General features: G+C 67.2%; 22 protein-coding genes. 8 read left to right on the forward strand and 14 right to left on the reverse strand.

Translation table 11 applies throughout. The features are described from left to right. Positions 1-154 precede the first annotated feature (154 nt). The 6 genes from IWC96_RS07795 to pgsA are packed head-to-tail and all read left to right on the forward strand — an operon-like array spanning position 155 to position 5,114. Positions 155-625 carry an NUDIX domain-containing protein gene (locus IWC96_RS07795; RefSeq protein WP_196838676.1) on the forward strand — a complete coding sequence of 157 codons (471 nt, stop codon included), beginning with the start codon at positions 155-157 and terminating at the stop codon, positions 623-625. A 10-nt stretch (positions 626-635) separates the two neighbouring features. Beyond that, positions 636-1,082: a DMT family transporter gene (locus tag IWC96_RS07800; protein WP_196838677.1), complete on the forward strand. Its 447-nt coding sequence runs from the start codon at positions 636-638 to the stop codon at positions 1,080-1,082. Between the two features lie 40 nt (positions 1,083-1,122). Beyond that, complete coding sequence (uvrC, locus tag IWC96_RS07805) at positions 1,123-3,003, forward strand: excinuclease ABC subunit UvrC (protein WP_021697940.1); 1,881 nt, start codon at positions 1,123-1,125, stop codon at positions 3,001-3,003. 10 nt (positions 3,004-3,013) lie between these two features. Then, on the forward strand, positions 3,014-3,646 hold the full coding sequence (locus tag IWC96_RS07810; RefSeq protein WP_021697941.1) for a carbonic anhydrase: 633 nt from the start codon (positions 3,014-3,016) through the stop codon (positions 3,644-3,646). Beyond that, entirely contained in the window at positions 3,643-4,476 is an 834-nt protein-coding gene (locus IWC96_RS07815) for a glycosyltransferase family 2 protein (RefSeq protein ID WP_021697942.1), read from the forward strand. The genes IWC96_RS07810 and IWC96_RS07815 overlap by 4 nt, the downstream gene beginning before the upstream one ends. 2 nt (positions 4,477-4,478) lie before the next feature. Continuing rightward, entirely contained in the window at positions 4,479-5,114 is a 636-nt protein-coding gene (gene pgsA, locus IWC96_RS07820) for a CDP-diacylglycerol--glycerol-3-phosphate 3-phosphatidyltransferase (RefSeq protein WP_231378960.1), read from the forward strand. Positions 5,115-5,258: 144 nt separating this feature from the next. Here pgsA and IWC96_RS07825 read toward each other — a convergent pair whose 3' ends face one another. The 3 genes from IWC96_RS07825 to rpoB form a co-directional block, all read right to left on the reverse strand. After that, entirely contained in the window at positions 5,259-5,612 is a 354-nt protein-coding gene (locus IWC96_RS07825; RefSeq protein WP_021697944.1) for a hypothetical protein, read from the reverse strand. A 104-nt stretch (positions 5,613-5,716) separates the two neighbouring features. Continuing rightward, complete coding sequence (rpoC, locus tag IWC96_RS07830; protein ID WP_196838678.1) at positions 5,717-9,919, reverse strand: DNA-directed RNA polymerase subunit beta'; 4,203 nt, start codon at positions 9,917-9,919, stop codon at positions 5,717-5,719. 97 nt (positions 9,920-10,016) lie between these two features. Next, positions 10,017-14,138, reverse strand: a complete 4,122-nt coding sequence (gene rpoB, locus IWC96_RS07835; protein ID WP_021697946.1) for a DNA-directed RNA polymerase subunit beta — start codon at positions 14,136-14,138, stop codon at positions 10,017-10,019. Positions 14,139-14,464: 326 nt separating this feature from the next. Between rpoB and IWC96_RS07840 the strand changes: the two genes are divergently transcribed. Then, positions 14,465-14,974 (forward strand): FKBP-type peptidyl-prolyl cis-trans isomerase, encoded by a 510-nt coding sequence (locus tag IWC96_RS07840; protein WP_196838679.1) that lies wholly within the window; start codon positions 14,465-14,467, stop codon positions 14,972-14,974. On the opposite strand, the gene IWC96_RS07845 is transcribed toward IWC96_RS07840, so the two are convergent. From IWC96_RS07845 to IWC96_RS07885, 9 genes are all read right to left on the reverse strand, one after another. After that, the gene (locus IWC96_RS07845; protein WP_021697949.1) at positions 14,958-15,869 is read right to left on the reverse strand and encodes a LysR substrate-binding domain-containing protein; all 912 of its coding nucleotides are present in this window, start codon (positions 15,867-15,869) and stop codon (positions 14,958-14,960) included. The two genes, IWC96_RS07840 and IWC96_RS07845, sit on opposite strands and share 17 nt — an antisense overlap. Positions 15,870-16,121: 252 nt before the next feature. Then, complete coding sequence (rplQ, locus tag IWC96_RS07850; protein ID WP_021697951.1) at positions 16,122-16,541, reverse strand: 50S ribosomal protein L17; 420 nt, start codon at positions 16,539-16,541, stop codon at positions 16,122-16,124. A gap of 55 nt (positions 16,542-16,596) precedes the next feature. Beyond that, the gene (locus IWC96_RS07855) at positions 16,597-17,616 is read right to left on the reverse strand and encodes a DNA-directed RNA polymerase subunit alpha (protein WP_021697952.1); all 1,020 of its coding nucleotides are present in this window, start codon (positions 17,614-17,616) and stop codon (positions 16,597-16,599) included. 85 nt (positions 17,617-17,701) lie between these two features. Further along, a complete protein-coding gene (rpsK, locus tag IWC96_RS07860) occupies positions 17,702-18,091 on the reverse strand; it encodes a 30S ribosomal protein S11 (protein ID WP_021697953.1) in 390 nt (129 codons plus the stop codon). A gap of 17 nt (positions 18,092-18,108) precedes the next feature. Beyond that, positions 18,109-18,477 carry a 30S ribosomal protein S13 gene (gene rpsM, locus IWC96_RS07865; protein ID WP_196838680.1) on the reverse strand — a complete coding sequence of 123 codons (369 nt, stop codon included), beginning with the start codon at positions 18,475-18,477 and terminating at the stop codon, positions 18,109-18,111. A gap of 133 nt (positions 18,478-18,610) precedes the next feature. Further along, the gene (locus IWC96_RS07870; RefSeq protein ID WP_196838681.1) at positions 18,611-19,330 is read right to left on the reverse strand and encodes an energy transducer TonB; all 720 of its coding nucleotides are present in this window, start codon (positions 19,328-19,330) and stop codon (positions 18,611-18,613) included. Positions 19,331-19,387: 57 nt separating this feature from the next. Continuing rightward, the gene (gene clpA / locus IWC96_RS07875; RefSeq protein ID WP_196838682.1) at positions 19,388-21,706 is read right to left on the reverse strand and encodes an ATP-dependent Clp protease ATP-binding subunit ClpA; all 2,319 of its coding nucleotides are present in this window, start codon (positions 21,704-21,706) and stop codon (positions 19,388-19,390) included. Positions 21,707-21,718: 12 nt separating this feature from the next. Further along, positions 21,719-22,057 carry an ATP-dependent Clp protease adapter ClpS gene (gene clpS, locus IWC96_RS07880; protein WP_021697957.1) on the reverse strand — a complete coding sequence of 113 codons (339 nt, stop codon included), beginning with the start codon at positions 22,055-22,057 and terminating at the stop codon, positions 21,719-21,721. Positions 22,058-22,258: 201 nt separating this feature from the next. Next, the gene (locus tag IWC96_RS07885; protein WP_021697958.1) at positions 22,259-22,717 is read right to left on the reverse strand and encodes a phasin family protein; all 459 of its coding nucleotides are present in this window, start codon (positions 22,715-22,717) and stop codon (positions 22,259-22,261) included. Between the two features lie 330 nt (positions 22,718-23,047). Between IWC96_RS07885 and IWC96_RS07890 the strand changes: the two genes are divergently transcribed. Further along, positions 23,048-24,385 (forward strand): serine hydrolase, encoded by a 1,338-nt coding sequence (locus IWC96_RS07890; RefSeq protein WP_021697959.1) that lies wholly within the window; start codon positions 23,048-23,050, stop codon positions 24,383-24,385. On the opposite strand, the gene IWC96_RS07895 is transcribed toward IWC96_RS07890, so the two are convergent. Then, on the reverse strand, positions 24,386-24,808 hold the full coding sequence (locus IWC96_RS07895) for a molecular chaperone DnaJ (RefSeq protein ID WP_021697960.1): 423 nt from the start codon (positions 24,806-24,808) through the stop codon (positions 24,386-24,388). Between the two features lie 12 nt (positions 24,809-24,820). Next, positions 24,821-25,657, reverse strand: a complete 837-nt coding sequence (locus IWC96_RS07900) for a division plane positioning ATPase MipZ (protein WP_196838693.1) — start codon at positions 25,655-25,657, stop codon at positions 24,821-24,823. Between the last annotated feature and the right edge of the window lie 28 nt (positions 25,658-25,685).

Raw genomic sequence — 25,685 nt, forward strand, 5'->3', positions numbered from 1 at the left:
CCATGCCGTGAACGGCCGCCCGAACAGCCACGTTGAGCCCTGACCCGCCATCAAAACCGTCCGCTCTTGCGCGAGGGGCTGCCGAGGCGGCATTCCTCACGCCACGAAGCTGAGCAATCGGTTCAGCAGCGCGTTTGAAGGCAGACACGGATCCATGAACTGGCGAGTTCACATCGAGCCCTTCACCCGGCCGCTGTTCTTCGCCGTCTCGCGGCTGACGCGCGGGATGACGCTGGGCGTGCGGGTGGTGGCGCGGGATCAGGCGGGGCGGATCATGCTGGTGCGGCACACCTATCTGGAGGGCTGGTGGCTGCCGGGCGGCGGGGTGGACCGGGGCGAGACGGTGCAGGACGCGGCGGTGCGCGAACTGCGCGAGGAGACCGGGCTGATCGCGTCAGGACCGCCGCGCCTGCTGTCGGTGCATTCCAACCACCGGTTCTTTCCCAATGACCATGTGCTGGTGTTCGCGGTGGACGCCTTCGCGGTCGGCGCGCGGACCTCCCATGGGGAGATCTCGAACGCCGAGTGGTTCGCGCCCGACGCCCTGCCCGAGGGCGTGACGGCGGCGACGCAGCGGCGGCTGGATGAAATCTTCACGGGCGCCCCGTCCGATCCGTTGTGGTAGAAGCCCGGCCATGAACCCCACCGTCATCGCCATCCTGGCCGTCATCGTCGGCGGCGCCCTGACCGCCCTGCAGGGCCCCACCAACGCCCGGCTGTCCGCCGCCGTCGCCTCGCCCGTCAACGCGGCCCTGATCTCGTTCGCCATCGGGACCGTGGCCCTGCTGGCGCTGGCGGCGGTTCTTCAGACGAAGCCGGACATGGCCGCCACCCGGGCCCTGCCCCCGGCGGCCTGGCTCGGCGGGCTGTATGGCGCGGTGTTCGTGGTCGCCTCGGCCTATGCGGTGCCGCGGCTGGGCGTGGCGACCACCATCGTCCTGATGGTGGCGGGGCAGATGATGCTGAGCCTGATCCTGGACCATTTCGGCTTCATGGGCGTGCCCAAGCAGCCCATCACCCTGAGCCGTCTGGCGGGGGTGGCCATGCTGATCGGCGGCGTTCTGCTGGTCCGCAGGGGCTGAGCCGCTTCGCCGGGAGGCGCGGGGCGCCTATATTGGCCCCGTGACCGAATCCCCGCCCATCGAAACGCCCCCGGAACCCTCGCTGGCCGCCGCCGAGCTGATCCGCGACGAGGCGCGGCGCGCGCCGGACAAGCCGGGCGTCTATCGCATGTATGGCGAGGACGGGACCTGCCTGTACGTGGGCAAGGCGCGGTCCCTGAAGAAGCGCGTTATGCAGTACGCCCAGGGGCGGTTCCACACCCAGCGCATCGCCCTGATGGTGTCCCTGACCCGGTCCATGGAGATGGTGGTCACGGCCTCGGAGACCGAGGCCCTGTTGCTGGAATCCAACTTCATCAAGAAGCTGAAGCCGCGCTTCAATGTGGTGCTGCGCGACGACAAGTCGTTCGCCGAGCTGATGATCCGCCGCGACCACCGCGCGCCCCAGGTCCGCAAGCACCGGGGCGCCCACACCGTGCCTGGCGACTATTTCGGCCCCTTCGCCTCCACCTGGGCGGTGAACCGCACGCTGAACACCCTGCAGAAGGCGTTCCTTCTCAGGTCCTGCTCCGACAGCGTCTACGAAAGCCGCATCCGCCCCTGCATGCTGCACCAGATCAAGCGATGCTCGGCGCCGTGCACCGGCCTGATCAGCCTGGAGGACTATGGCGAACTGGTCAGCGCGGCCGAACAGTTCCTGCGCGGCAAGTCGCGGGCGGTGATCGGCCGGCTGTCGAGCGAGATGCAGGCGGCCTCGGACGATCTGGACTTCGAGCGCGCGGCGCGGGTGCGGGACCGCATCCGGGCGCTGTCGGCCATCACCATGGAGCAGTCGATCAACGCCGAGACCGTGGAGGAGGCCGACGTCTTCGCCCTGTTCTCCGACGGCGGTCAGGCGTGCATCCAGGCCTTCTTCTTCCGCGCGGGCCAGAACTGGGGCGGGCGGGCCTATTTCCCCCGCATCGACCGCAGCGACAGCGACCCGGAGATCCTCGGCGCCTTCCTGGGGCAGTTCTATGAAGACAAGCCGGTCCCGCGCCTGATCCTGACCAATGTCTCGCCGCACGAGATCGAGCTGCTGGCCGAGGCCTTCTCCATGAAGGCGGAGCGCCGGGTGGAGATCGCCATTCCGCGCCGGGGCGAGAAGGCCGACCTGGTCCGCCACGCCCTGACCAACGCCCGCGAGGCGCTGGGCCGCAAGCTGGCCGAGAACTCGGCCCAGACCAAGATCCTCGATGACGTCTGCGAGGCGTTCGGGCTGGATGCGCGGCCCGAGCGGATCGAGGTCTATGACAACGCCCACATCCAGGGCTCGAACCCGGTGGGCGGCATGATCGTGACCGGGCCCGAGGGCTTCCGGAAGAACCAGTACCGCAAGTTCAATATCCGCGACGAGGAGCTGAGCCCCGGCGACGACTACGGCATGATGCGCGAGGTGATGCGCCGCCGCTTCGGCAGGCTGGTCAAGGAAGAGGAGGCCGGCGAGCCGGTGGAGCGGCCCGACCTGCTGCTGATCGACGGCGGGGCCGGGCAACTGGCCGAGGTGATGGCGGTGCTGGCCGATCTGGGCGTCGACGACATCCCCGTGGTGGGGGTGGCCAAGGGACCGGACCGGGACGCGGGCATGGAGAAGTTCTTCATGCCGGGCAAGGCGCCCTTCATGCTGCCGCTGAAGTCTCCTGCCCTCTATTATCTACAAAGGCTGCGCGACGAGGCCCACCGCTTCGCCAACGGGGCCCACGCCAAGCGCCGGTCCATGGACATCAAGCGCAACCCGCTGGACGAGATCGAGGGCGTGGGGCCGGGGCGCAAGAAGGCGCTGCTGCACGCCTTCGGCTCGGCGCGGGGCGTGTCGCGGGCCTCGGTGACCGATCTGGAGAAGGTGGAGGGCATCAGCCGCGCCCTGGCGGAGCGTATTCACGCCAACTTCCGAAAGGCCTAGAAGAGGCGGCATGACTGACGAATCCGATCCCCTCCTTTCCGGGTACGCCCGCTTTCGCCAGGACGGCTGGACCCAAGCGCGCGCCGAGTATGAAGCCCTGGCGGCCAAGGGCCAGAAACCCCACACCCTGGTGGTCGCTTGTTCCGACAGCCGCGCGGACCCCGCTCTCATCTTCGACGCCGCGCCCGGTCAGCTTTTCGTGGTCCGGAATGTGGCCAACATCGTCCCGCCCTATCAGCCGGACGGCGGCCTGCACGGGGTGTCGGCCGCCCTCGAGTTCGGCGTGCGGGTGCTCGGCGTGGAGCGCATCGTGGTCATGGGCCACGCCCTGTGCGGCGGGGTCAACGCCATGATCAACGGCGCCCCGGACAGCTGCAACGACTTCGTGCGCCCCTGGGTCGCCCAGGCCGAGCCGGTCGTTCGCCGCGCCACAGAGGGGCTGGATGACGATGACAAGCAGGTCGCCGGCGAACACGCCGTGGTGCGCCTGTCGATCGACAACCTGCGGACCTTCCCGTGGATTGCCGAGCGTGAAGCGATGGGCGATCTTGAACTCGTGGGCCTGCATTTCGGCATCGCCAACGGCGTCCTGTGGCGCATGCAGGCGGACGGCGTGTTCAAGAGTCTGGATGCGGACGCTTGAGCGAGCGCCTCCCCCTTTCCGCCTTCGTCATCTGCCTCAATGAGGCCGAAACCATCGAGGCGTGCGTCCGGTCCCTGGACCAGTGCGCCGAGATCGTCATCGTGGATTCCGGGTCCACCGACGCCACGCCAGAGGTGGTGGCGCGACTGACGGAGGAAGGCTTCCCCATCCGCTTCATGCATCAGGACTGGCTGGGTTTCGCCCGTCAGAAGCAGTTCGCCCTCGAACAGGCGACGCAGCCCTGGCTGCTCAGCATCGACGCGGACGAACGTCTGGATGAGGATCTGCGCACCGCCCTGCCCGACCTTGTGGCCGCGCCGGATGATGTGGTGGGCTGGCGCCTGCCGCGGCGGCCCTGGCTGATCGGTTACGGCTATACGCCCAGGGGCGTCGGAGACAGCGCCAATCTGCGGCTGTTCCGAAAGGGCAAGGCGGTGTTCGACATCAGGAAGACCGTGCACGAGGGCCTGATCCCGGACGGCGCCGTGCGCGTGGCCCGGCGAGGCGCCCTGCTGCATTATCGCCCGCTGACCGTCGGCGAGGTGGTGGTCAAGGAAGAGCGTTACGCCACCCTCAAGGCCGGCATGCGCGCGGCGGGAAAGAAGCGCTTCACGCCCTGGCGCATGCTGCTCAACCCGCCAGTCTATTTCCTTCGGGTCCTGTACGGGCGCAAGCTGTACCGGGCGGGCTGGGCAGGCGTCATCTTCGCCATGCAGGCGGCTATCTATTCCTTCCTCACCGAAGCCAAGACCTGGGAGGATGAGGCGATGAAACGGCATCCTTCCGCGGATCACGACCCGGACGCCGTTCCGCGCGTCCAGGAACCCTGACCATGCTCCAGAGAACCCCCATGACCTCGCCGCTGCGCAACATCCCGAACATCCTGACCGGCGCCCGGCTGGCGGCGGGGGTGATCATGTTCCTGATCCTGGCGGGAGCGACGGCGACGCCGATCCTGTCCGCCTATCTGAGCCCGGACGACCAGTTCGCCCTGTATCGCGCCGCCTTCTTCATCTTCGTCATCGCCGCCTCCACCGACTGGGTGGACGGGTTCCTGGCGCGGCGCTGGAAGGTGGAGAGCCGCTGGGGCGCCATTCTGGACCCCATCGCCGACAAGATCCTGGTGACCGGCGCCATCCTGGGGCTGCTGACCTCGGGCTCGCTGACCCAGATCGCCATCCCCTGCGGCCTGATCCTGTTCCGCGAGTTCGCGGTCTCGGCGCTGCGCGAGACCCTGGCGGGCGAGGTCAAGCTGCCGGTGACGACCTTGGCCAAGTGGAAGACGACGCTGCAGCTGTTCTCGCTGGGCCTGCAGTTGCTGGCCCTGAACTGGGGCGTGTTCGGCTGGGATCTGCAGCTGCTGCCCAACTTCCAGACCTTCGCCGATGTGATGCTCTGGATCGCCGCCATCGTCACCGTCTGGACCGGCTGGCAGTATTTCACCAAGGCCCGCGAGCAGATGGCCTGATCGCCATCCGGCCTTGGCGCATCAGCCTTCAGGCGAGCCGACCGAACCCCCTTCTCGTGGAAGGGGCTGACGGGGCCTGCATGGTGAGCATCATCGTCTGAAGGACGCCCGGAACCCGACCAATTCCGGTCCGGACGACGTGGATCAGGGCGGGTCGGGGCCGGTGGTCGGCGTCTGAGCCGGACGCCGGGGAATTGCACGGTGCAATTGGTGCAATTGGTGCAATCCGGGCGCGGCGGCACGAACAGCCTTTTCAGGCCGCACCGCCCCCGGGGCCGGGTCGGATTCGGCTGTGGCGGCCGGAGCGGGGCCGGGGTCGGGGTCGGGCGTCTGGTCTGGTTCGGCCATGGCCGCCAGCCGGGCGTGGACAGACAACCAGCGCATGGCCTCGCCCGCGCGCCCGGTGCGGATGGCGCGCGCGGCCAGACGCCAGGCCCGGGCGATCATCCAGCCCAGGTCCGGCGCGGCCTCATGGTCTGTCGCCACGATCTCGCTCATGGCCGACGACCGTAAGGGCACGCTGCGTCAATCGGGGACGTGCGATCGGCAAAGAAAAGGGCGGCGCCTTTCGACGCCGCCCTGATCGTTTTGAGGCAGGCTTGTCAGCCTTCGGTCTTCTCGCCTTCCAGCTCCAGCGCCAGATCGGCCGGCAGCGGCTCGACGGCGTCCTCGCGCTGCTTGGTGAGGACGGCGTCGCGCTCGTTGGCGATCTTCTGCAGCGACCGGAGATAGGCGCCCGTGCCCGCCGGAATCAGGCGGCCCACGATCACGTTCTCCTTCAGGCCTTCCAGGGTATCGACCTTGCCGTTGACCGAGGCGTCGGTCAGCACGCGGGTCGTCTCCTGGAAGGAGGCGGCCGAGATGAAGCTCTTGGTCTGCAGCGAGGCCTTGGTGATGCCCAGCAGAACCGGCTGGGTGGTCGCCGGGCGGGCCTTGCGCTTCACGGTCTTGGCCTGCTCGATGTCGAACTCGGGACGGTCCATGTGATCGCCCTTGATCAGGCCGGTTTCGCCCGGATCGAGGATTTCGACCTTCTGCAGCATCTGGCGAACGATCACCTCGATGTGCTTGTCGTTGATCGGCACGCCCTGCAGTCGGTAGACCTCCTGCACTTCGTTGACCAGATACTCGGCCAGCGCCTCGACCCCCTGGATGCGCAGCAGATCGTGCGGATCCGGGTTGCCATCGATGATGTAGTCGCCCTTCTGGATCAGATCGCCGTCGTGGACGGAGATGTGCTTGCCCTTGGGGATCAGGAACTCGACCGCATCGGCCTGGTTGCCGTCAGCGTCCGGCTCAGGCGTGATCTTGATGCGGCGCTTGTTCTTGTAGTCGCGACCGAACTCGACGCGGCCGTCCATCTCGGCGATGACCGCGCAGTCCTTGGGACGACGGGCCTCGAACAGCTCGGCCACCCGCGGCAGACCGCCGGTGATGTCTCGGGTCTTGGCGCCTTCGGTCGGGATACGGGCGATGATCTCGCCCGGCTTGACCTCGTCACCGTTGTTGACCGAGAGGATCGCGCCCACGGGCAGCAGGTAGCGGGCGTCGGAGCCCGAGGCCAGCTTGGCGTAGGACTCGCCCTTGATCACGCCCAGGGCCGGACGCAGGTCCGAGCCGCGGGGGCTGGCGCGCCAGTCGGAGACGACGCGCTGGGTGATGCCGGTGGCCTCGTCCGTCTCTTCCTTGACCGACAGGCCGTCGGCCAGATCCTCGAAGCGGACCGAACCACCCACCTCGGTGATGATCGGGGTGGTGTAGGGATCCCACTCGGCCATGCGCTCGCCGCGCTTGATCTCGACACCGTCCTTGACCCGCAGGCGGGCGCCGTAGGGCACCTTGTGGCTCTCGCGATCCTTGCCGTCGACCACCACGGTGATGACGACGTTGCGGCTCATGGCCACCAGATCCCCGTGGGCCGCCTTGACGGTCGGGCCGACGATCTTGATGGAGCCGGCGTTGGTCGCTTCCACGAACGAGGTTTCGGCCACCTGGGCGGTGCCGCCGATGTGGAAGGTCCGCATCGTCAGCTGGGTGCCCGGCTCGCCGATGGACTGGGCCGCGATGACCCCGACCGCCTCGCCGATGTTGACGTTGGTGCCGCGCGCCAGGTCACGGCCGTAGCACATGCCGCAGATTCCGGCCTCGGCCTCACACGTGAGGGCCGAGCGCACCTTGACCGACTGGACGCCGGCGGCCTCGATCTCTTCGATGACCTCCTCGACCAGATAGGTGTCGGCGGGGAACAGGACGTTGTCCGTGCCCGGCTCCTTGATGTCCTCGGCCGCGTAACGGCCCAGCACGCGCTGCCCCAGCGAAACCAGGACGTCGCCGCCCTCGACCACCGCGCGCAGGGTGATGCCGCGCGTGGAGCCGCAGTCTTCCTCGGTGACGATGGAGTCCTGCGCCACGTCCACCAGACGACGGGTCAGATAACCCGAGTTGGCGGTCTTCAGGGCGGTGTCAGCCAGACCCTTACGGGCGCCGTGGGTGGAGTTGAAGTACTCCAGCACGGTCAGGCCTTCCTTGAAGTTCGAGACGATCGGGGTCTCGATGATCTCGCCGGAGGGCTTGGCCATCAGGCCGCGCATGCCGCCCAGCTGTTTCATCTGGGCCTGGGAGCCACGAGCCCCGGAGTTGGCCATCATGTATACCGAGTTGATCTCGGCGGTGCGGCCGTCGCCCAGCTGCACCGGCTGGGCGATCTCGCCCATCATCTCGTCGGCGATGCGATCGGTGGCCTTGGCCCAGGCGTCAACGACCTTGTTGTACTTCTCGCCCTTGGTGATCAGGCCGTCGGCGTACTGTTGCTCGTACTCCTCGACCTGGGCGCGGGTGGCGTCGACGATCTCGGTCTTCCTGGCCGGGATCACGATGTCGTCCTTGCCGAACGAGATGCCCGCCTTGGCCGCCTCACGGAAGCCCAGCTGCATCATGCGGTCGGCGAAGATCACCGTCGCCTTCTGACCGCAGTGGCGATAGACCACGTCGATCAGATTGCCGATTTCCTTCTTGGTGAGGTTCTTCTCCAGAAGGCGGTAGCCGACGTTGGGGTTGCGCGGCAGCAGGGCCCCCAGCTTCATGCGGCCGGGGGTGGTGTCGATGACCTTGGTCACCTCCTTGCCCTCGGCGTCGTGCTCGGTCCAGCGGGCCTTGATCTTGCTGTGCAGGGTCACCACGCCAGCGTCGAGCGCGGCGTCGATCTCGCCGATGTTGGCGAACAGCTTGTTCTCACCCGGCTCGCCGTCCTTGACCAGCGACAGGTAGTACAGGCCCAGGACGATGTCCTGCGACGGCACGATGATCGGCTTGCCGTTGGCGGGGCTGAGGATGTTGTTGGTGGACATCATCAGCACGCGCGCTTCCAGCTGGGCCTCGAGGCTCAGCGGGACGTGCACGGCCATCTGGTCGCCGTCGAAGTCGGCGTTGAAGGCGGCGCAGACCAGCGGGTGAAGCTGGATGGCCTTGCCCTCGATCAGCTTGGGCTCGAACGCCTGGATGCCCAGACGGTGAAGCGTCGGGGCGCGGTTCAGCAGAACCGGGTGTTCGCGGATCACCTCGTCGAGGATGTCCCAGACCTGGGGCTGCTCACGCTCGACCATGCGCTTGGACTGCTTGACGGTGCCCGACAGGCCCTTGGCGTCCAGACGCGCGTAGATGAACGGCTTGAACAGCTCCAGCGCCATCTTCTTGGGCAGGCCGCACTCGTGCAGCTTGAGCTCGGGACCCACCACGATGACCGAACGGCCCGAGTAGTCCACGCGCTTGCCCAGCAGGTTCTGACGGAAGCGGCCCTGCTTGCCCTTCAGCATGTCGGCCAGCGACTTCAGGGGCCGCTTGTTGGCGCCGGTGATGACCCGGCCGCGGCGGCCGTTGTCGAACAGGGCGTCGACGGATTCCTGCAGCATCCGCTTTTCGTTGCGGATGATGATGTCCGGCGCGCGAAGCTCCATCAGGCGCTTCAGGCGGTTGTTCCGGTTGATGACCCGGCGATACAGGTCGTTCAGGTCGGAGGTGGCGAAGCGGCCGCCGTCCAGCGGCACCAGCGGGCGCAGTTCCGGCGGGATGACCGGCACGATGGTCAGGATCATCCACTCCGGCTTGTTGCCGGACTCGATGAAGGCTTCCATGATCTTGAGGCGCTTGGAGGCCTTCTTGGCCTTCAGCTCCGAGGGGCTGTCGGCCAGTTCGGCGCGATGCTTCTCGGCCTCGGCGTGCAGGTCGATGCCCATAAGCAGGCCGCGCACGGCCTCGGCGCCGATCTCGGCGGTGAAGCCGTCATCGCCGTACTCTTCCTGGAACTGGTAGTACTCGTCCTCGGTCAGAAGCTGGTTCTGCTTGAGGGGCGTGAGGCCCGGCTCGGTGACGATGTAGTTCTCGAAATAGAGAACCCGCTCCACGTCCTTCAGGGCCATGTCCAGCATCAGCGAGATGCGGCTGGGCAGGGACTTCAGGAACCAGATGTGGGCGACCGGGGCGGCCAGTTCGATGTGGCCCATGCGCTCGCGACGGACGCGGGCCAGGGTGACCTCCACGCCGCACTTCTCGCAGATGATGCCCTTGTACTTCATGCGCTTGTACTTGCCGCACAGGCACTCGTAGTCCTTGGTCGGACCGAAGATGCGGGCGCAGAACAGGCCGTCACGCTCGGGCTTGAACGTGCGGTAGTTGATCGTCTCCGGCTTCTTGATCTCGCCGAACGACCAGGACTTGATCTTCTCCGGCGAGGCCAGGGCGATCTTGATCTGGTCGAAGGTCGGGGTGACCGGGACCGGGTTGAAGATGTTCAGGACTTCCTGGTTCATCTTGATTCCTTCTGCGGGGCTACCCGCCAAAATTCATTGAGGGAGAAGAGCGAGAGACCGTCCCTCCCCGCTTGCGTGAGGAGGGATCATCGGTCGATCAGCCGTTCTCCAGCTCCACGTTCAGACCCAGCGAGCGCATTTCCTTGACGAGCACGTTGAAGCTCTCGGGAATGCCCGCCTCGAAGCTGTCGTCGCCGCGGACGATGGCTTCGTAGACCTTGGTGCGGCCGGCCACGTCGTCGGACTTCACCGTCAGCATCTCCTGCAGGGTGTAGGCGGCGCCGTAAGCCTCCAGCGCCCACACCTCCATCTCGCCGAAACGCTGGCCGCCGAACTGGGCCTTGCCGCCCAGCGGTTGCTGGGTGACCAGGCTGTAGGGGCCGATGGAGCGGGCGTGGATCTTGTCGTCCACCAGGTGGTGCAGCTTCAGCATGTAGATGTAGCCGACCGTGACCGGACGCTTGAAGCGCTCCCCGGTCTGGCCGTCGTACAGCCAGGACTGGCCGGACTTGTTCAGGCCGGCCTCTTCCAGCAGGCGCTCGATGTCCGAGATGTGCGCGCCGTCGAACACCGGGGTGGCGAACGGAACGCCCTTGGACAGGTTGCGGGCCAGTTCGATCAGCTCGTCCTCGTCCTGCGGCAGGGGGGTGTCCGCGCCGTAGATCTCGGTGAGGCGTTCGATCAGGGCCTTCTTCTGCCCCCCGTTCTGGGTCCAGTCCTCGAGCAGACCCTTGATCTGGCGGCCCAGACCGGCCGAAGCCCAGCCCAGGTGCGTTTCAAAGATCTGGCCGATGTTCATGCGCGAGGGCACGCCCAGCGGGTTCAGCACGACGTCGACCGGCGTGCCGTCCTCGAGGAAGGGCATGTCCTCCATGGGCAGGATCTTGGAGATCACGCCCTTGTTGCCGTGGCGGCCGGCCATCTTGTCGCCGGGCTGCAGCTTGCGCTTCACAGCCACGAAGACCTTGACCATCTTCATGACGCCCGGGGGCAGTTCGTCGCCGCGCTGCAGCTTCTCGACCTTGTCCTCGAAGCGACGGTCGAGGGCCTTGCGGGCGTCCTCGAACGACTTCTTCATGGCCTCGAGCTCGCCCTGGGCCTTTTCGTCGTCCATGGCGATCTGCCACCACAGGCCGCGCGACAGTTCGTCCAGCTTGGCCTCGGTGATCTCGCCGCGGCCCAGGCCCTTGGGACCGGACACGGCGGTCTTGCCGAGCACCAGCTCCTTGAGGCGCGAATAGACGTTGCGCTCGAGGATCTTGAGCTCGTCGTCGCGGTCCTTGCCCAGGCGTTCGATTTCCGAACGCTCGATGGCCATGGCGCGCTCGTCCTTGTCGACGCCGTGACGGTTGAAGACTCGGACGTCGATGATGATGCCGCTGGCGCCGGGCGGCAGGCGCAGGGAGGTGTCGCGCACGTCCGAGGCCTTTTCGCCGAAGATGGCGCGCAGCAGCTTCTCTTCCGGGGTCATCGGGCTCTCGCCCTTGGGCGTGACCTTGCCGACCAGGATGTCGCCGGCGTGCACTTCGGCGCCGATGGCGACGATGCCGGCCTCGTCCAGATTGCGGAGGGCTTCTTCACCGACGTTGGGGATGTCGCGGGTGATTTCCTCGGGCCCGAGCTTGGTGTCGCGGGCCATGACCTCGAACTCCTCCAGGTGGATGGAGGTGAAGACGTCGTCGCGCACGATGCGCTCGGAGATCAGGATCGAGTCCTCGAAGTTGTAGCCGTTCCAGGGCATGAACGCGACGAGCGCGTTGCGGCCCAGGGCCAGTTCGCCCAGGTCCGTGGACGGGCCGTCGGCGATGACGTCGCCGCTCTTGACCGCATCGCCCACGCGCACGATCGGGCGCTGGTTGATGCAGGTGGACTGGTTGGAGCGCTGGAACTTGGACAGGCGGTAGATGTCCACGCCCGAGCGGGCGGCTTCCAGGTCCGAGGTGGCGCGCACCACGATGCGGGTGCCGTCGATCTGCTCGACCACGCCGTCGCGGCGAGCCACGACCACGGCGCCGGAGTCGCGGGCCACCACGTCTTCCATGCCGGTGCCCACGAGCGGGGCGTCAGCTTGCACCAGCGGCACGGCCTGACGCTGCATGTTGGCGCCCATCAGGGCCCGGTTGGCGTCATCGTTTTCCAGGAACGGGATCAGGGCCGCGGCGACCGAAACGACCTGTTTCGGCGACACGTCCATCATGTCGACCGCTTCCTTGGGCAGAAGCTGGGATTCACCGTTGATCCGGCCCGGGACCAGATCCTCGACGATTTCGCCGTCCTTCAGCTCGATGTTGGCCTGGGCGATGGTGTATTTCGCCTCTTCCATCGCCGAGATGTAGACCACGTCGTCGGTGGTCTTGCCGTCCTTGATGCGGCGGTACGGGCTCTCGATGAAGCCGTACTTGTTGACCCGCGCGTGGGTGGCCAGCGAGTTAATCAGGCCGATGTTCGGGCCTTCCGGCGTTTCGATCGGGCAGATGCGGCCGTAGTGGGTCGGGTGCACGTCGCGGACTTCGAAGCCGGCGCGCTCGCGGGTCAGACCGCCCGGGCCGAGCGCCGACAGGCGGCGCTTGTGGGTGATTTCCGACAGCGGGTTGGTCTGGTCCATGAACTGGGACAGCTGCGACGACCCGAAGAACTCGCGCACGGCCGCGGCGGCCGGCTTGGCGTTGATCAGGTCGTGCGGCATGACCGTGTCGATATCGACCGAGGACATGCGCTCCTTGATGGCGCGCTCCATGCGCAGCAGGCCGACGCGGTACTGGTTCTCCAGCAGCTCGCCCACCGAACGGACCCGGCGGTTGCCGAGGTTGTCGATGTCGTCGATCTCGCCGCGGCCGTCCTTCAGGCCCACCAGGATCTGCAGGACCTTGAGCACGTCGTCCTTGCGCAGGACGCGGATGTCGTCGGCGACTTCCGGCGTCTCCAGGCGCATGTTCATCTTCACGCGGCCGACCGAGGACAGGTCGTAGCGCTCGGAATCGAAGAACAGGCTGTTGAACATGGCGTCGGCCGCTTCCGGCGTCGGCGGCTCGCCCGGGCGCATGACGCGGTAGACGTCGAACAGGGCGTCCTCGCGGGCGTCGTTCTTGTCCACCCGCAGGGTGTTGCGCATGTAGGCGCCGACCGTGACGTGGTCGATGTCCAGCACGTCGATGGTGGAGAAGCCGCTCTCCTCGAGCAGCTCGATGGCGGCCTGGTCCAGCTCGTCGCCGGCCTCGGCGTAGATCTCGCCGGTTTCCATGTTGACCGCGTCGGCGGCCAGGTAGCGCCCCAGCAGGGCGTCGGGCGCCAGCAGCAGGGACTTCAGGCCGCCGTCGGCCAGCTTCTTGGCCTGACGGGCGCTGACCTTGGTTCCGGCCGGGGCGGCGACTTCGCCGGTGTCGGCGTCGACCAGATCGAATTCGGGCTTAACCCCGCGCCAGCGCTCGGGCTTGTAGGGGGTGACCCAGCCTTCGCCGCGCTTCTCGTAGGGGACGGTTTCGTAGAAGGTCCGCAGGATCTCCTCGCCGTCCATGCCCAAGGCCATCAGGAAGGTGGTGGCGGGCAGCTTGCGGCGACGGTCGATACGCACATAGACGAGGTCCTTGGCGTCGAACTCGAAGTCCAGCCAGGAGCCGCGATAGGGGATCACGCGGGCGGCGAACAGCAGCTTGCCCGAGGCGTGCGTCTTGCCCTTGTCGTGGTCGAAGAAGACGCCCGGCGACCGGTGCATCTGGGAGACGATCACCCGCTCGGTGCCGTTGACGACGAAGGTGCCCTTGCCGGTCATGAGCGGGATGTCGCCCATGTAGACGTCCTGCTCCTTGATGTCCTTGACCGAGCGCGCGCCGGTCTCCTCGTCGGTCTCGAACACGATCAGGCGCAGCTTGACCTTCAGCGGCGCGGCGTAGGTCATGTCGCGCTGGATGCATTCCTCGACGTCGTACTTGGGCTCCTCGAACTCGTAGGAGACATATTCCAGCACGGCGCGTTCGTTGAAGTCCTTGATCGGGAAGACCGACTTGAAGACCGCCTCGATACCCTCGTCCTTGCGCTGGCCGGGACGGACCTCGCGCTGCAGGAACTGCTCGTAGGACGCGCGCTGAACCTCGATCAGGTTCGGCATCTGCACCGCCTCGGGGATGCGCCCGAAGGACTTGCGGATGCGCTTTTTGCCGGTGAAGGTCTGGGCGGAGGCGATCTGGCCGTTGATGGTCAGGCCGGCGGTGGACTTTGCCATTCGTTTTCCCAATCGCGCGGGCGTGGACCCGCGTCACAATGCAGCGGCCACGGCGACGCCTTTACGGCGACCCGTGACCCGGTTTCTCGGCGTTCACCCTCGGCCCGGACACGAAGTCTTGGGACCAGAACGCCTGAAATTTCAGTGGCTCCCTTGGGGAGGAGCACGCCTTCGCGGTGGTCGGAGGGCGACGGACCACGCCTCGGCGCTTTCGCGCAGCTTCTGTTCGGAATCAGCGGAGCGGGCACATATACTCGCTTTTCGGACGAAATAAAGGCCCTCGCGTCCAGATATCCGCAGATGCCGGAATCGGCTAGCGTCATGCCATGAACCGCACCCTGATCCCCCTCGCCGCCCTCACCCTCGCCCTCGCCGCCTGCGCTACGGTGCCTCAGCCCGCGCCGGTCGATCCGGGCCCGCCCTCGCAGGAACGCTGGGAGGCGGGTCAGGCGGCCTATCTGGCGTGGAGCGGGGCGCGGCGGGGCTGGGGCACGACGGAAAGCGGCCTGCAATATCGGCGTGAGGGGCGCCCCAACGCCGACGGCGCCATGCCCGGGCCGACGGATACGGTGCGGGTGCACTATGAGGGGACCTTCATCGACGGGCGGGTGTTCGACAGCTCCTACGAGCGGGGCGAGCCGATCGAATTTCCGCTGAACCGCGTCATTTCCGGCTGGACCGAGGGTCTTCAGCTGATGCGGGTCGGGGAGACGTTCAACTTCGTCATTCCCGCCGGCCTCGCCTATGGCGGGCGCGGCGCGGGCGGCGGCGAGATCCCGCCGAATTCGGCCCTGCTGTTCAAGGTCGAGTTGCTGGACGTCACGCCGGCCGGATAGGGGCAGGCGGGGCCGGCGTCGCGGCGCCCTCGGCGATCAGCCAGTCCTGAAAGGCGTCCATGGCCGGGTCGGCGCGGTGGGGCGGACGCAGGAAGACGTAGGACGCGGGCCGCGAGATGAAGCCGAACGGCGCGGCCAGGCGGCCGGACTCGATGTCCGGCGCCACGAAGCTCCACGGAATGACGGCGGCGCCCAGCCCAGCCGCGGCGGCCTCGATCAGGGAATGGTTGTGGCCGAACTCGCGCTCGGCCGTCGGCGGCGGCAGGTCCAGCCCGTTGGCCGCCGTCCAGGTCCGCCAACCCTCGCGGTAGGTGGTGGCGTACAGGCGGGGCAGACGGAACAGGTCGGCGACGGTCAGGTCCGCCCCGGCCAGGTCGGCCGCGACCACGGGCCCGTGGTTGTTGGCCAGGAAGGCAGCCCTGGGCTCAAACGCCGGATCATCGTGGTCGACGATGCGGATGGCGCCGTCACAGGATTGGCGGCGGAAATCCACGGGCCCGAAGGACTCCGAGACCCGCACTCTCAAATCCGGATGCTGCTCCACGAAGCGGGACAGGCGCGGAATCAGCCATTTCATGGCGAAGGTGCCCAGGCAGGCGATCTCGATCTCGCGGCGGGCGCCCGGCCCGGCCCGCGCGGCGGAGACCGCCTGGCTTATGCCGTCGAAGGGCGCCGTGAGGCCGTCGGCCAGGATACGGCCCGCGGGCGTCAGCTGGAGGCGGTTGCGGGGGCCCTCCACCAGAACCACGCCCAGTTGATCCTGAAGCTGTTTCACCTGCCGGCTGACGGCGCCGTGGGTGACGCACAGTTCGTCGGCGGCGGCCGTCATGGAGCCGTGACGGGCGAAGGCCTCGAAGGCGCGCAGGGCGTTGAGGGGCGGAAGCGGGCGGCGCATGTGAAGAAACCTCACAAGAAGGCTCCGCTTAAATCGATTGGCCGCCGGGGGCAATCGACGCTTCATCCTGATCGATGAACCGGAAAGACAGACCACCCCTGCCCCCGCCCCGCCGGATCACGGCCGGATACGTCCTCGCCGTCGCCGCCGTCTGGGCGGCGGTGCTTTATGCGCTGATGGGCGGCGGATAGAAAAAGGGCGGCGGACCCGAAGCCCGCCGCCCTCAATTCAAACCAGATCAGAAGGGACCGATCAGTCCTCGGAATCGTCGACGGCCGAGTAGACCGGACCGGAGTCCAGACCCTTGGCGTCCACGTCGCGGTCGACGAACTCGATCACGGCCATGGCGGCGTTGTCGCCGTGGCGGAAGCCCGCCTTCATGATGCGGATGTAACCGCCCGGACGCTCGGCGTAACGACCGCCGATGGTGTCGAACAGCTTGCCGACCTGGGTCACGTCGCGGACCTGGCTGATGGCCTGACGGCGCGCGGCCAGATCACCCTTCTTGGCCAGGGTCACGAGCTTCTCCACGTAGGGACGAAGCTCCTTGGCCTTGGGCAAGGTCGTCGTGATCTGCTCGTGCTTGATCAGCGACGCAGCCATGTTGGCCAGCATGGCCTGGCGGTGGCTGGCCGTGCGGCCGAGCTTACGATGAGCGGCGCCGTGGCGCATTGGGGTCTCTCCTCAGTCAGACCGGGCGTCAACGCCGCCCCGGCCCTTTAGCAACCTAGATCTGGTCTTCGAACTTCTTGGCGAGTTCCTCGATGTTCTCCGGCGGCCAGTTCGGCACATCCATGCCGAGCGACAGGCTCATCGAAGCGAGGACTTCCTTGATTTCATTCAACGACTTGCGGCCGAAGTTCGGGGTGCGAAGCATTTCGCCCTCGGTCTTCTGGATCAGGTCGCCGATGTAGACGATGTTGTCGTTCTTCAGGCAGTTGGCCGAACGGACCGACAGCTCCAGCTCGTCCACCTTCTTCAGCAGGGCCGGGTTGAACGGCAGATCGGGCTTGCCGTCCGACGCCTCAACCGCCGCCTTGGGCTCGTCGAAGGTGATGAAGATCTGCAGCTGGTCCTGAAGGATGCGGGCGGCGTAGGCCACGGCGTCCACCGGCGACACCGCGCCGTTGGTCTCCACTTCCATGATCAGCTTGTCGTAGTCCAGCGACTGGCCCTGGCGGGTCGGCTCGACCCGGTAGGCGACGCGCTTGACCGGCGAATAGAGCGCATCCACCGAGATCAGGCCGATGGGGGCGTCTTCCGGACGGTTGAACTCGGCGGCCACGTAGCCCTTGCCGTTCTGAACCGTCAGCTCCATGCGGACCGAGGCGCCGTCGTCCAGGGTGCAGAGCACGTGGTCGGGGTTCAGCACCTCGATGTCTGCCGAGGTCTCGATCTGGGCAGCGGTCACGGCACCGGGGCCGGTGGCCTTCAGCGTCATGCGCTTGGGGCCTTCGGCGTGCAGGCGCAGGGCCAGCTGCTTGATGTTCAGGACGATGTCCACGACGTCCTCGCGGACGCCTTCCAGCGACGAGAACTCGTGCACCACGCCGTCGATCTGGATGGCGGTCACGGCCGCGCCTTGCAGCGACGACAGCAGCACGCGGCGAAGCGCGTTGCCCAGCGTCACGCCGAAGCCGCGCTCGAGCGGTTCCGCCACCAGCCGCGCCTTGCGCTGCGGATCGCCGCCCGCGTCAATCTGCGGCTTTTCGGGACGGATCAGCTCTTGCCAGTTTCTTTCGATCATCGATGTCCCTCGAACGGGTTTCGCCGGGCCCGCGTCCAGCGTTCTGGACGCCAGGACCGGCGTAGGAATGGGGTCGGCGGCAGGCTTAGACGCGGCGGCGCTTGGGCGGGCGGCATCCGTTGTGCGGCATCGGGGTGACGTCGCGGATGGTGGTGATGGTCATGCCCGCGGCCTGCAGGGCGCGCAGGGCCGACTCACGCCCGGAGCCGGGGCCCGAGACGTTGACTTCCAGGGTCTTGACGCCGTGCTCGCCGGCCTTCTTGGCCGCGTCCTCGGCGGCCATCTGGGCGGCGTACGGGGTCGACTTGCGCGAACCCTTGAAGCCCATGTGGCCGGCCGACGACCAGGAAATCGCATTTCCCTGCGCGTCGGTGATGGTCACCATGGTGTTGTTGAAGCTGGCGTTCACGTGGGCGACGCCGGAGGTGATGTTCTTGCGCTCGCGGCGTTTGACGCGACCCGGTTCCTTGGCCATCAGTCAGTTCTTCCCGATTACTTCTTCTTGCCGGCGATCGGCTTGGCCGGACCCTTGCGGGTGCGGGCGTTGGTGTGGGTGCGCTGACCGCGGACCGGCAGGCCCTTGCGGTGACGCAGGCCGCGGTAGCAGGCCAGGTCCATCAGGCGCTTGATGTTCATGGACGTCTCGCGGCGCAGGTCGCCCTCGACCATGAAGTCGCTGTCGATCGCTTCACGAATCTGGAGCACCTCGGCGTCGGTCAGCTCGTTGACCCGACGCGCGGGTTCGATGCCGACCTTGGCGGTGATGTCCCTGGCCGACTTCGGGCCAATGCCATGAATGTACTGAAGCGCGATCTCAACGCGCTTGTTCGTCGGAATGTTGACGCCTGCGATACGGGCCACGTTGTCGATCTCTCCAATACGCGTCGCAGACGCGAAGAACGCTCCGGTCGACAGACCAGGAGCGCGCTGCGCGTCTTTCGCGGAAGACGGGCCTTATACAGGGGATTCAGATTGCGTCAATGGGTTGGCGCGCTCAGCGGCGCGGCCGACCGAAGTCGACGCCGACGACGACGCGCCGGCCCTCCACGGGACGACCACCCTGCGTGGGAGGACGAAAGCGGAAATAACGGGAGACGACAAGTCCCGCCTCGCCGAAGCCCCGACCGGGGGGGGATTCGCTGACCACGCGACACTGGTCCAGATACTGGTCCAGACGGATGACGCAGGACAGGCTGACCCGTCCATAAACGCTGCGCGCGCCGGGCGGATGGGCGGCCTGGATCTGGCCCAGGGTGGGGCCGCGGACGATCTGCGCCGGACCGCTGCCCGAGCCGGGGCCGTCGCCCGCGCCGGTTCCCGTGCCTGTGCCGGTCCCCTGCCCGCCCTGGCCCATGCCGGGCTCGGGGCTTTCCGTGGGGGCGGCGCCGACATTGAGCGCGGGCTCGGGCGCCTGCTCGATGGGGGCGATGATCTCGGGCGGCTCGGGCGGCGGGTTCGGCGGCGTGTGGACCACCGAGGGCGCGGCGGGCGCCCCGCCCCCCGCCTCGGGCGACGGGTCCGGCGGCGGGGGCTCGGGCTCCGGCTCGGGCGGCGGAACCAGAAAGACCTCGATGGGAGGGAGCGGCGGGTCGGGCGGCAGGGGCTGGGACCGGGTGAGAACGGCCAGCAGGGCGACGTGGGCCAGGCCGACGCCCAGCACAGCGCCCAGCTTGCGCGCCCGCTTCCGATCCAGCCGCCAGTCGATGCCCGTCACGCCGCCTCCGTCATCTTACACGGAGCCTAACGCTAAAGCTTCGACTTGGATCAGCCCCTACTCCACCGCCTCGGTCTTCTCGCCCGCCTTGCGCTTGGCGGGGCCCGTATCGGCCGTGGTGATGTCGAAGGCGATCTTGCCGTCCTTCAGCGTCACCTTCACATGGCCGCCGCGCATCAGACGTCCGAACAGGATGTCGTCGGCCAAGGGCTTCTTGATCGAGTCCTGGATGACGCGGGCCAGGGGCCGCGCGCCGTACAGCTCGTCGAAGCCGTTCTGGGCCAGCCAGTCGGTGGCCTCGTCGGTCAGTTCGATGGTGATGTTGCGGTCCGCCAGCTGGGCTTCCAGCTGCAGCACGAACTTGGTCACCACCTGACGGATGACGTCCTGACCCAGGGGCTTGAAGGCCACGATGGCGTCCAGGCGGTTGCGGAACTCGGGCGTGAACAGGCGCTGGATGGCCTTGTCGTCCTCGCCCTCCACCTTGCCGCGGCCGAAGCCGATGGCGGCGCGGGCGTTGTCGGCGGCCCCCGCGTTGGTGGTCATGATCAGCACCACGTTGCGGAAGTCGACCTTCTTGCCCACCGCGTCCGTCAGCATGCCGTGGTCCATGACCTGGAGCAGGATGTTGTAGACGTCGGGGTGCGCCTTCTCGATCTCGTCCAGCAGGACCACCGCGTGGGGATGCTGATCCACCGCGTCGGTCAGCAGGCCGCCCTGGTCGTGGCCCACATAGCCCGGAGGCGCGCCGATCAGGCGACTGACGGTGTGGCGCTCCATGTACTCGGACATGTCGAAGCGCAGCATCTCGATGCCCAGGGTGCCCGCCAGCTGCTTGGCCGCCTCGGTCTTGCCGACCCCGGTGGGGCCGCTGAACAGATAGCTGCCGATGGGCTTGTCAGGATCGCGCAGGCCGGCGCGGGCCAGCTTCATGGCCGTGGCCAGTTGCTCGATGGCCTGATCCTGACCGAACACCGCGCGCTGCAGGTCCAGATGCAGGTTCTTGAGCGCCTCGGTGTCGGACTTGGAGACCGACTTGGCAGGGATGCGGGCCATCTTGGAGACGACGGCCTCGATCTCCTTCTGGCCGATGGTCTTCTTGCGCCTGGATTCCGGCAGCAGCATCTGGCTGGCGCCGGCCTCGTCGATCACGTCGATGGCTTTGTCCGGCAGCTTGCGGTCGGTCATGTAGCGGGCCGACAGCTCCACCGCCGAGCGGATCGCCGCATCGGTGTAGCGCAGCTTGTGGAAGGTCTCGTAGTAGCTCTTGAGGCCCTTCAGGATCTTGATGGTGTCGTCCACCGTCGGCTCGTTCACATCGATCTTCTGGAACCGGCGCACGAGGGCGCGATCCTTCTCAAAGTGCTGGCGGTATTCCTTGTAGGTGGTCGAGCCCATGCAGCGCAGGCTGCCCGAGGCGAGCGCCGGCTTCAGCAGGTTCGAGGCGTCCATGGCTCCGCCCGAGGTGGCGCCGGCGCCGATGACCGTGTGGATCTCGTCGATGAACAGGATGGAGTCCGGGTGGTTCTCCAGCTCCTTGACCACCTGCTTCAGACGCTCCTCGAAGTCGCCGCGATAGCGGGTGCCGGCCAGCAGCGCGCCCATGTCGAGCGAGAAGATGGTGGCGTTCTTGAGGACGTCGGGCACCTCGTTATTGACGATCTTGCGCGCCAGGCCTTCGGCGATGGCGGTCTTGCCCACGCCGGGGTCGCCAACCAGCAGCGGGTTGTTCTTGGTGCGGCGGCACAGGATCTGGATCGAGCGCTCCACCTCGGCCTGACGGCCGATGAGGGGGTCGATCTTTCCGTCCTTCGACTTCTCGTTGAGGTTGACGCAATAGGCGTCCAGGGCCTCGCCGCCCTGCTTGACCACGGAGGCTTCCTCGCCTTCCTCCGCCGACGGTCCGTTGCGGCCGGCCTTGGGCTCGGACGCGCCCGCCTTCTTGGCGATGCCATGGGCGATGTAGTTGACCGCGTCATAGCGGGTCATGTCCTGCTCCTGCAGGAAATAGGCGGCGTGGCTCTCGCGCTCGGAGAAGATGGCCACCAGCACATTGGCGCCGGTGACTTCCTCGCGGCCCGACGATTGGACATGGATGACCGCGCGCTGGATCACGCGCTGAAAGCCGGCCGTGGGCTTGGCGTCCTCGCCCATGGAGGTGGCCAGAGCCGCCAGGTCGGTGTCGACGTAGAGGGCGAGCGCGGTCTTCAGATTGACCAGGTCGACGTTGCAGGCGGCCATGACGGCGCCCGCTTCGGGGTCGTCGACGAGCGCCAGCAGAAGGTGCTCCAGCGTGGCGTATTCGTGCCGGCGCTCATTGGCGTAGGCGACCGCCCGGTGCAGGGTTTCTTCGAGGTGGCGCGAAAATGAGGGCAACAGGGGTTCCTCTCAGTCCTTTTCCATTGTGCATTGCAGCGGGTGCTGGTGTCGGCGGGCGGTCTCCACCACCTGGGCGACCTTGGTTTCGGCCACTTCGTAGGTGAACACCCCGCAAACGCCCACGCCATGCTGATGCACATGCAGCATGATGCGGGTGGCGTCCTCGCGCGACTTGGCGAAGAACCGCTCCAGCACGTAGATGACGAACTCCATCGGCGTGTAGTCGTCGTTCAGGATCAGAACGCGATACAGCGACGGCTTCTGCAGCTTGGGCCGGGTTTCGGTGACGACGGCTGTGCCGAAGCCGCCCCCGCCTGTCTGTCCCTGATCCGTTTTCCTCGACGGCATGCTGTTCCGCTGTCTCTACGCTTCAATCCCGGAGCAGGGACTCGGTCCTGCTCACCATGGATTAGATATGGAAAGTCGGGGGTTTTAAAAGGGGCGGTCGATCACGCTTGCGCGCAATCCCCGGACTTGAGCGGTTTTCGCCCACGAAAAAGGGCCCGGAGCTGCGCTCCGGGCCCTTTCGATCTCGACAGACAGTGCGGTTTAGCGCGCGGCCTGGAAGGTCTCGACGGTCGCGGTGACGCGCTCGTTGATCGGCTTGAAGGCGTCCTTGACCGAAGCGGTGTACAGTTCGGTGGTCTTGTTGAAAGCGCCCAGCCAGGCTTCGACCGAGGTCTTGGCGAAGGCGGTTTGCAGTTCAACCAGTTCCTGAACCGAACGGGCCTGGGTCAGGGATTGGGCGGCGGCGACGCCGTCTTCCCAGGACTTCTTCGAATAGGCCAGGGTCTGCTGGCCGATTGCCTCGGCGCCCTTCTGGGCGGCGGTGGCGCTTTCGACCATGGCTTCCAGGTTCTTCTTCCCGTGAGCGTTGAGTTCGCTCATGCCCGCGACGCTCTTTTCGACGCTGTCACGGAAAACCTTGGCGCCGGCGGCCTGGGTCTTCTCGGCCTTGGCGCTGGCTTGATCGATGGTCTTCTTCACGGTCTCGGCGGTGTCAGCCATGGTCATGCTCCTGAACGGTCTGGGCGGTGCATCCCGCCCCATGATTTTTCTCGCCTGGGGAGAATCCCGGGCGACGTGTGGCTTATGACGCACGTGCGAGAAAGGGTCAAGGATGTTTTGTGCACCGCACAATGAAACTTTCTTGACGGTTTTCCCCAGAGGCGTTCAAAATTGCGTTTGTCGGTTGTTTACCACGCCGAAACCTCAATGAAGCATGATAGCGGTTTGGTGCGTGGCGATATCGGGGGCGTCGGGTCGCGCGTGAGTAAAGAGGCTATCGGGTCAATGACGGCATTCACACGACAAGCCGGCCGACGCCACGTCGGCCTTGTGCAAGCGCTTCTGTTCGCCTTCGTCCTGGTCGCGGCCGGGCTCACGCCCACGCCCGGCGCCGAGCCCCTGGTGGCCCAGTCGGGCGAAAACACCCGATACGCCGCCATCGTGGTGGACGCGGAGTCCGGCGAGGTGCTGTTCGCGCGACGGGCCGACAATCCGCGCTATCCTGCCTCCATCACCAAGGTCATGACGCTGTACATGACGTTCGAGGCCCTGGCCGAGGGCCGTATCGCGATGGACGACATGATCACCGTGTCGCCGCGCGCCGCCTCGCAGCCGCCCTCGAAACTGGGCCTGGCCGCCGGTCAGCGCATTTCCGTGGATGACGCCATCCGTTCGCTGGCGGTGCGCTCGGCCAATGACATCGCCGTGGCCATCGCCGAGCATGTGGGCGGGTCCGAGGCCCGCTTCGCCGCCATGTCGACCCTGCGGGCGCAGGAGCTGGGCATGACGCAGACCCGCTTCGTGAACCCCCACGGCCTGCCCGACAGCCGACAGATTTCGTCCGCCCGCGACCTGGCGATCCTGAGCCGCGCGGTGATGCGTGACTACCCGCAGTACTATCACTATTTCGGCCAGCACCACTGGGTCTACAACGGCCGGCAGTATGGCAACACCAACGGGCTGCTGCACTCGGGCAACGGCTATGACGGCATCAAGACGGGCTTCACCAACGCCTCGGGCTACAATCTGGCGGCGTCGGCCGTGCGCGATGGACGCCGCATCATCACCGTGGTGCTGGGCGGACGCTCCAGCCGCACCCGCAACGACCATGTGGCCGAACTGATGAACACCGGTTTCGAGGTGGAGCGCCGCCGCGCGGCGGGCGAGTCCATCCAGGTCGCCCAGGCCTTCTTTGAATCCCGCGGCTACGGCGTCGGCAGCGCGGCGTCCGGGCCGGTCCAGTACGCCTCGGTCGAGACCTTCGGCAGCGACAGCCAGCCGGAAACGAGCACGGCGGTGGCCTTCACCTCCGCCCCGGCCGACACGTCGCGGGTGACGTCGAGCAGCCCCAGCTTCACCGCCGCGCTCAACGGCGCGCCGTCGCAACAGGCGGCCCTGCGTCCGGCGCGCGAGGCTGAACCAGCGCGAGCGGCCGGGACCTGGGCCGTGCAGGTGGGCGCTTTCCGCGACCGCAACGTGGCCGACAACTGGCTGACCGAGGTCAACCGCCGCTTCCGCACCCAGTTCACCGGCGCCGAGCGGGCCGTCCAGACCGCCGGGGAATGGTATCGCAGCCGCTTCACCGGCCTGACCGAGGACAGCGCCCGCGCCGCCTGCGCGGCCCTGGCCGAGCGCCGCGTCACCTGCATGGTGGTCCGGCCGGACTGATCAGCCCTTCAGCAGCCGATCCCGGGCCGCGTTCAGGCGCGCGGCCAGCCCCTGGGTGCCGCCCTGATCAGGGTGGGCGCGGGCCATAAGGCGTTTCCAGGCGGCGTTGATCTGCTCCGTGGTCGCGTCAGCCGTGACGCCGAGGGTGTCCCGGGCTTCCTTCGCACTCATGCCCGACTCCACCGAACGAACGACCGCCCGGATGCGCGACGAGAGGGCGAAGTACAGTCCGACAGCGATCAGGGTTCCTCCGATCAGCCAGGATCCGCGCGCGAGCGCCAGCGCGCCCCCGCCCAGGCAGGCCGCCGCGATGATGGTGGCCGACACCCGCCAATGTCCCCTGCCCGGCCCTTCGGTCAGGCGGCCCAGACGGACCAGGGCCCACAGGGCGACGCCGCCGACGATCAGCCAGATCAGGCCCATGAGATCATCGGGTCAGGCCGCGTCATCGAGACGGGCGCCCTCGGCCAGGCCCAGCGACAGCATCAGGCTGCGGAGCTCCTGACGGGCCGAGACGTGGGCCAGGGCCATCTCCACCGGCTGCACCTGTTCGGACAGGTCGGCGACCGTGAGACCGAAGGGAAACAGCTCGCGGTAGATGACCCGGTCGCGCAGGCCCGGGCCCATGCGGAAGCCGACCCGCTTGGCCAGCTTGGCCATGCGCTCCTCAAGACGGCGGCGGTTGCGGGCCTCGAACACGGCCAGGCGGTTGGTGACCACCACCCAGTCGATGGTCCCGGTCTGGCCCTTTGCCGCGTTGGCGATGGCGCGCTGCTTGCGGGCCTCCCACACGGTCTCGGAATAGATGGAGGGCTTGAGCAGATCGAGGGTCACCGGGTCCACGTGGCCCAGCAGGTCGAAGTCCACGAAGCTGTCGTTCATGGGGGTGACGATCAGGTCGGCGCGGCCATGGGCGGCGCGGGACAGGACGGTGTCGCCGCCCGGGGTGTCCATGACGATGTACTCGGCCGACTGCGCGGCCTGGAAGGCCTCCTCGAAGCGGGCCATCTGCTCGTCCTCGCCCGCGCGGGCCAGGGCGGCGCCGTCGCCGAGATCGGCCATGAGGGGCTCGGGCAGGGTCTGGTTGTTGGCGGCCAGCCAGGCGCGACGACTGGCGAAGAACCGCGCCATCGACTTCTGCCGCAGGTCCAGATCGATGACCGCCACCCGACGCCCCGCCTCCAGCAGGGCGGCGACGATATGGATGGCCAGGGTGGACTTGCCCGCCCCGCCCTTTTCGTTGCCGACGACGATGACCTTCGCCTCAGACATGTTCACTCACAGCCCCTTGAGCCGCGAA

Source organism: Brevundimonas sp. BAL450 (genome assembly GCF_015767455.1).
GTDB lineage: Bacteria > Pseudomonadota > Alphaproteobacteria > Caulobacterales > Caulobacteraceae > Brevundimonas > Brevundimonas abyssalis.

What these genes read in the sequence shown, in the direction of transcription:
- IWC96_RS07795 (WP_196838676.1), top strand. Translation starts at nt 155, where the DNA reads ATGAACTGGCGAGTTCACATCGAGCCCTTCACCCGGCCGCTGTTCTTC.
- IWC96_RS07800 (WP_196838677.1), top strand. Translation starts at nt 636, where the DNA reads ATGAACCCCACCGTCATCGCCATCCTGGCCGTCATCGTCGGCGGCGCC.
- IWC96_RS07810 (WP_021697941.1), top strand. Translation starts at nt 3,014, where the DNA reads ATGACTGACGAATCCGATCCCCTCCTTTCCGGGTACGCCCGCTTTCGC.
- pgsA (WP_231378960.1), top strand. Translation starts at nt 4,479, where the DNA reads ATGCTCCAGAGAACCCCCATGACCTCGCCGCTGCGCAACATCCCGAAC.
- IWC96_RS07825 (WP_021697944.1), bottom strand. Translation starts at nt 5,612, where the DNA reads ATGAGCGAGATCGTGGCGACAGACCATGAGGCCGCGCCGGACCTGGGC.
- rpoC (WP_196838678.1), bottom strand. Translation starts at nt 9,919, where the DNA reads ATGAACCAGGAAGTCCTGAACATCTTCAACCCGGTCCCGGTCACCCCG.
- rpoB (WP_021697946.1), bottom strand. Translation starts at nt 14,138, where the DNA reads ATGGCAAAGTCCACCGCCGGCCTGACCATCAACGGCCAGATCGCCTCC.
- IWC96_RS07840 (WP_196838679.1), top strand. Translation starts at nt 14,465, where the DNA reads ATGAACCGCACCCTGATCCCCCTCGCCGCCCTCACCCTCGCCCTCGCC.
- IWC96_RS07845 (WP_021697949.1), bottom strand. Translation starts at nt 15,869, where the DNA reads ATGCGCCGCCCGCTTCCGCCCCTCAACGCCCTGCGCGCCTTCGAGGCC.
- rplQ (WP_021697951.1), bottom strand. Translation starts at nt 16,541, where the DNA reads ATGCGCCACGGCGCCGCTCATCGTAAGCTCGGCCGCACGGCCAGCCAC.
- IWC96_RS07855 (WP_021697952.1), bottom strand. Translation starts at nt 17,616, where the DNA reads ATGATCGAAAGAAACTGGCAAGAGCTGATCCGTCCCGAAAAGCCGCAG.
- rpsK (WP_021697953.1), bottom strand. Translation starts at nt 18,091, where the DNA reads ATGGCCAAGGAACCGGGTCGCGTCAAACGCCGCGAGCGCAAGAACATC.
- clpS (WP_021697957.1), bottom strand. Translation starts at nt 22,057, where the DNA reads ATGCCGTCGAGGAAAACGGATCAGGGACAGACAGGCGGGGGCGGCTTC.
- IWC96_RS07885 (WP_021697958.1), bottom strand. Translation starts at nt 22,717, where the DNA reads ATGGCTGACACCGCCGAGACCGTGAAGAAGACCATCGATCAAGCCAGC.
- IWC96_RS07895 (WP_021697960.1), bottom strand. Translation starts at nt 24,808, where the DNA reads ATGGGCCTGATCTGGCTGATCGTCGGCGGCGTCGCCCTGTGGGCCCTG.
- IWC96_RS07900 (WP_196838693.1), bottom strand. Translation starts at nt 25,657, where the DNA reads ATGTCTGAGGCGAAGGTCATCGTCGTCGGCAACGAAAAGGGCGGGGCG.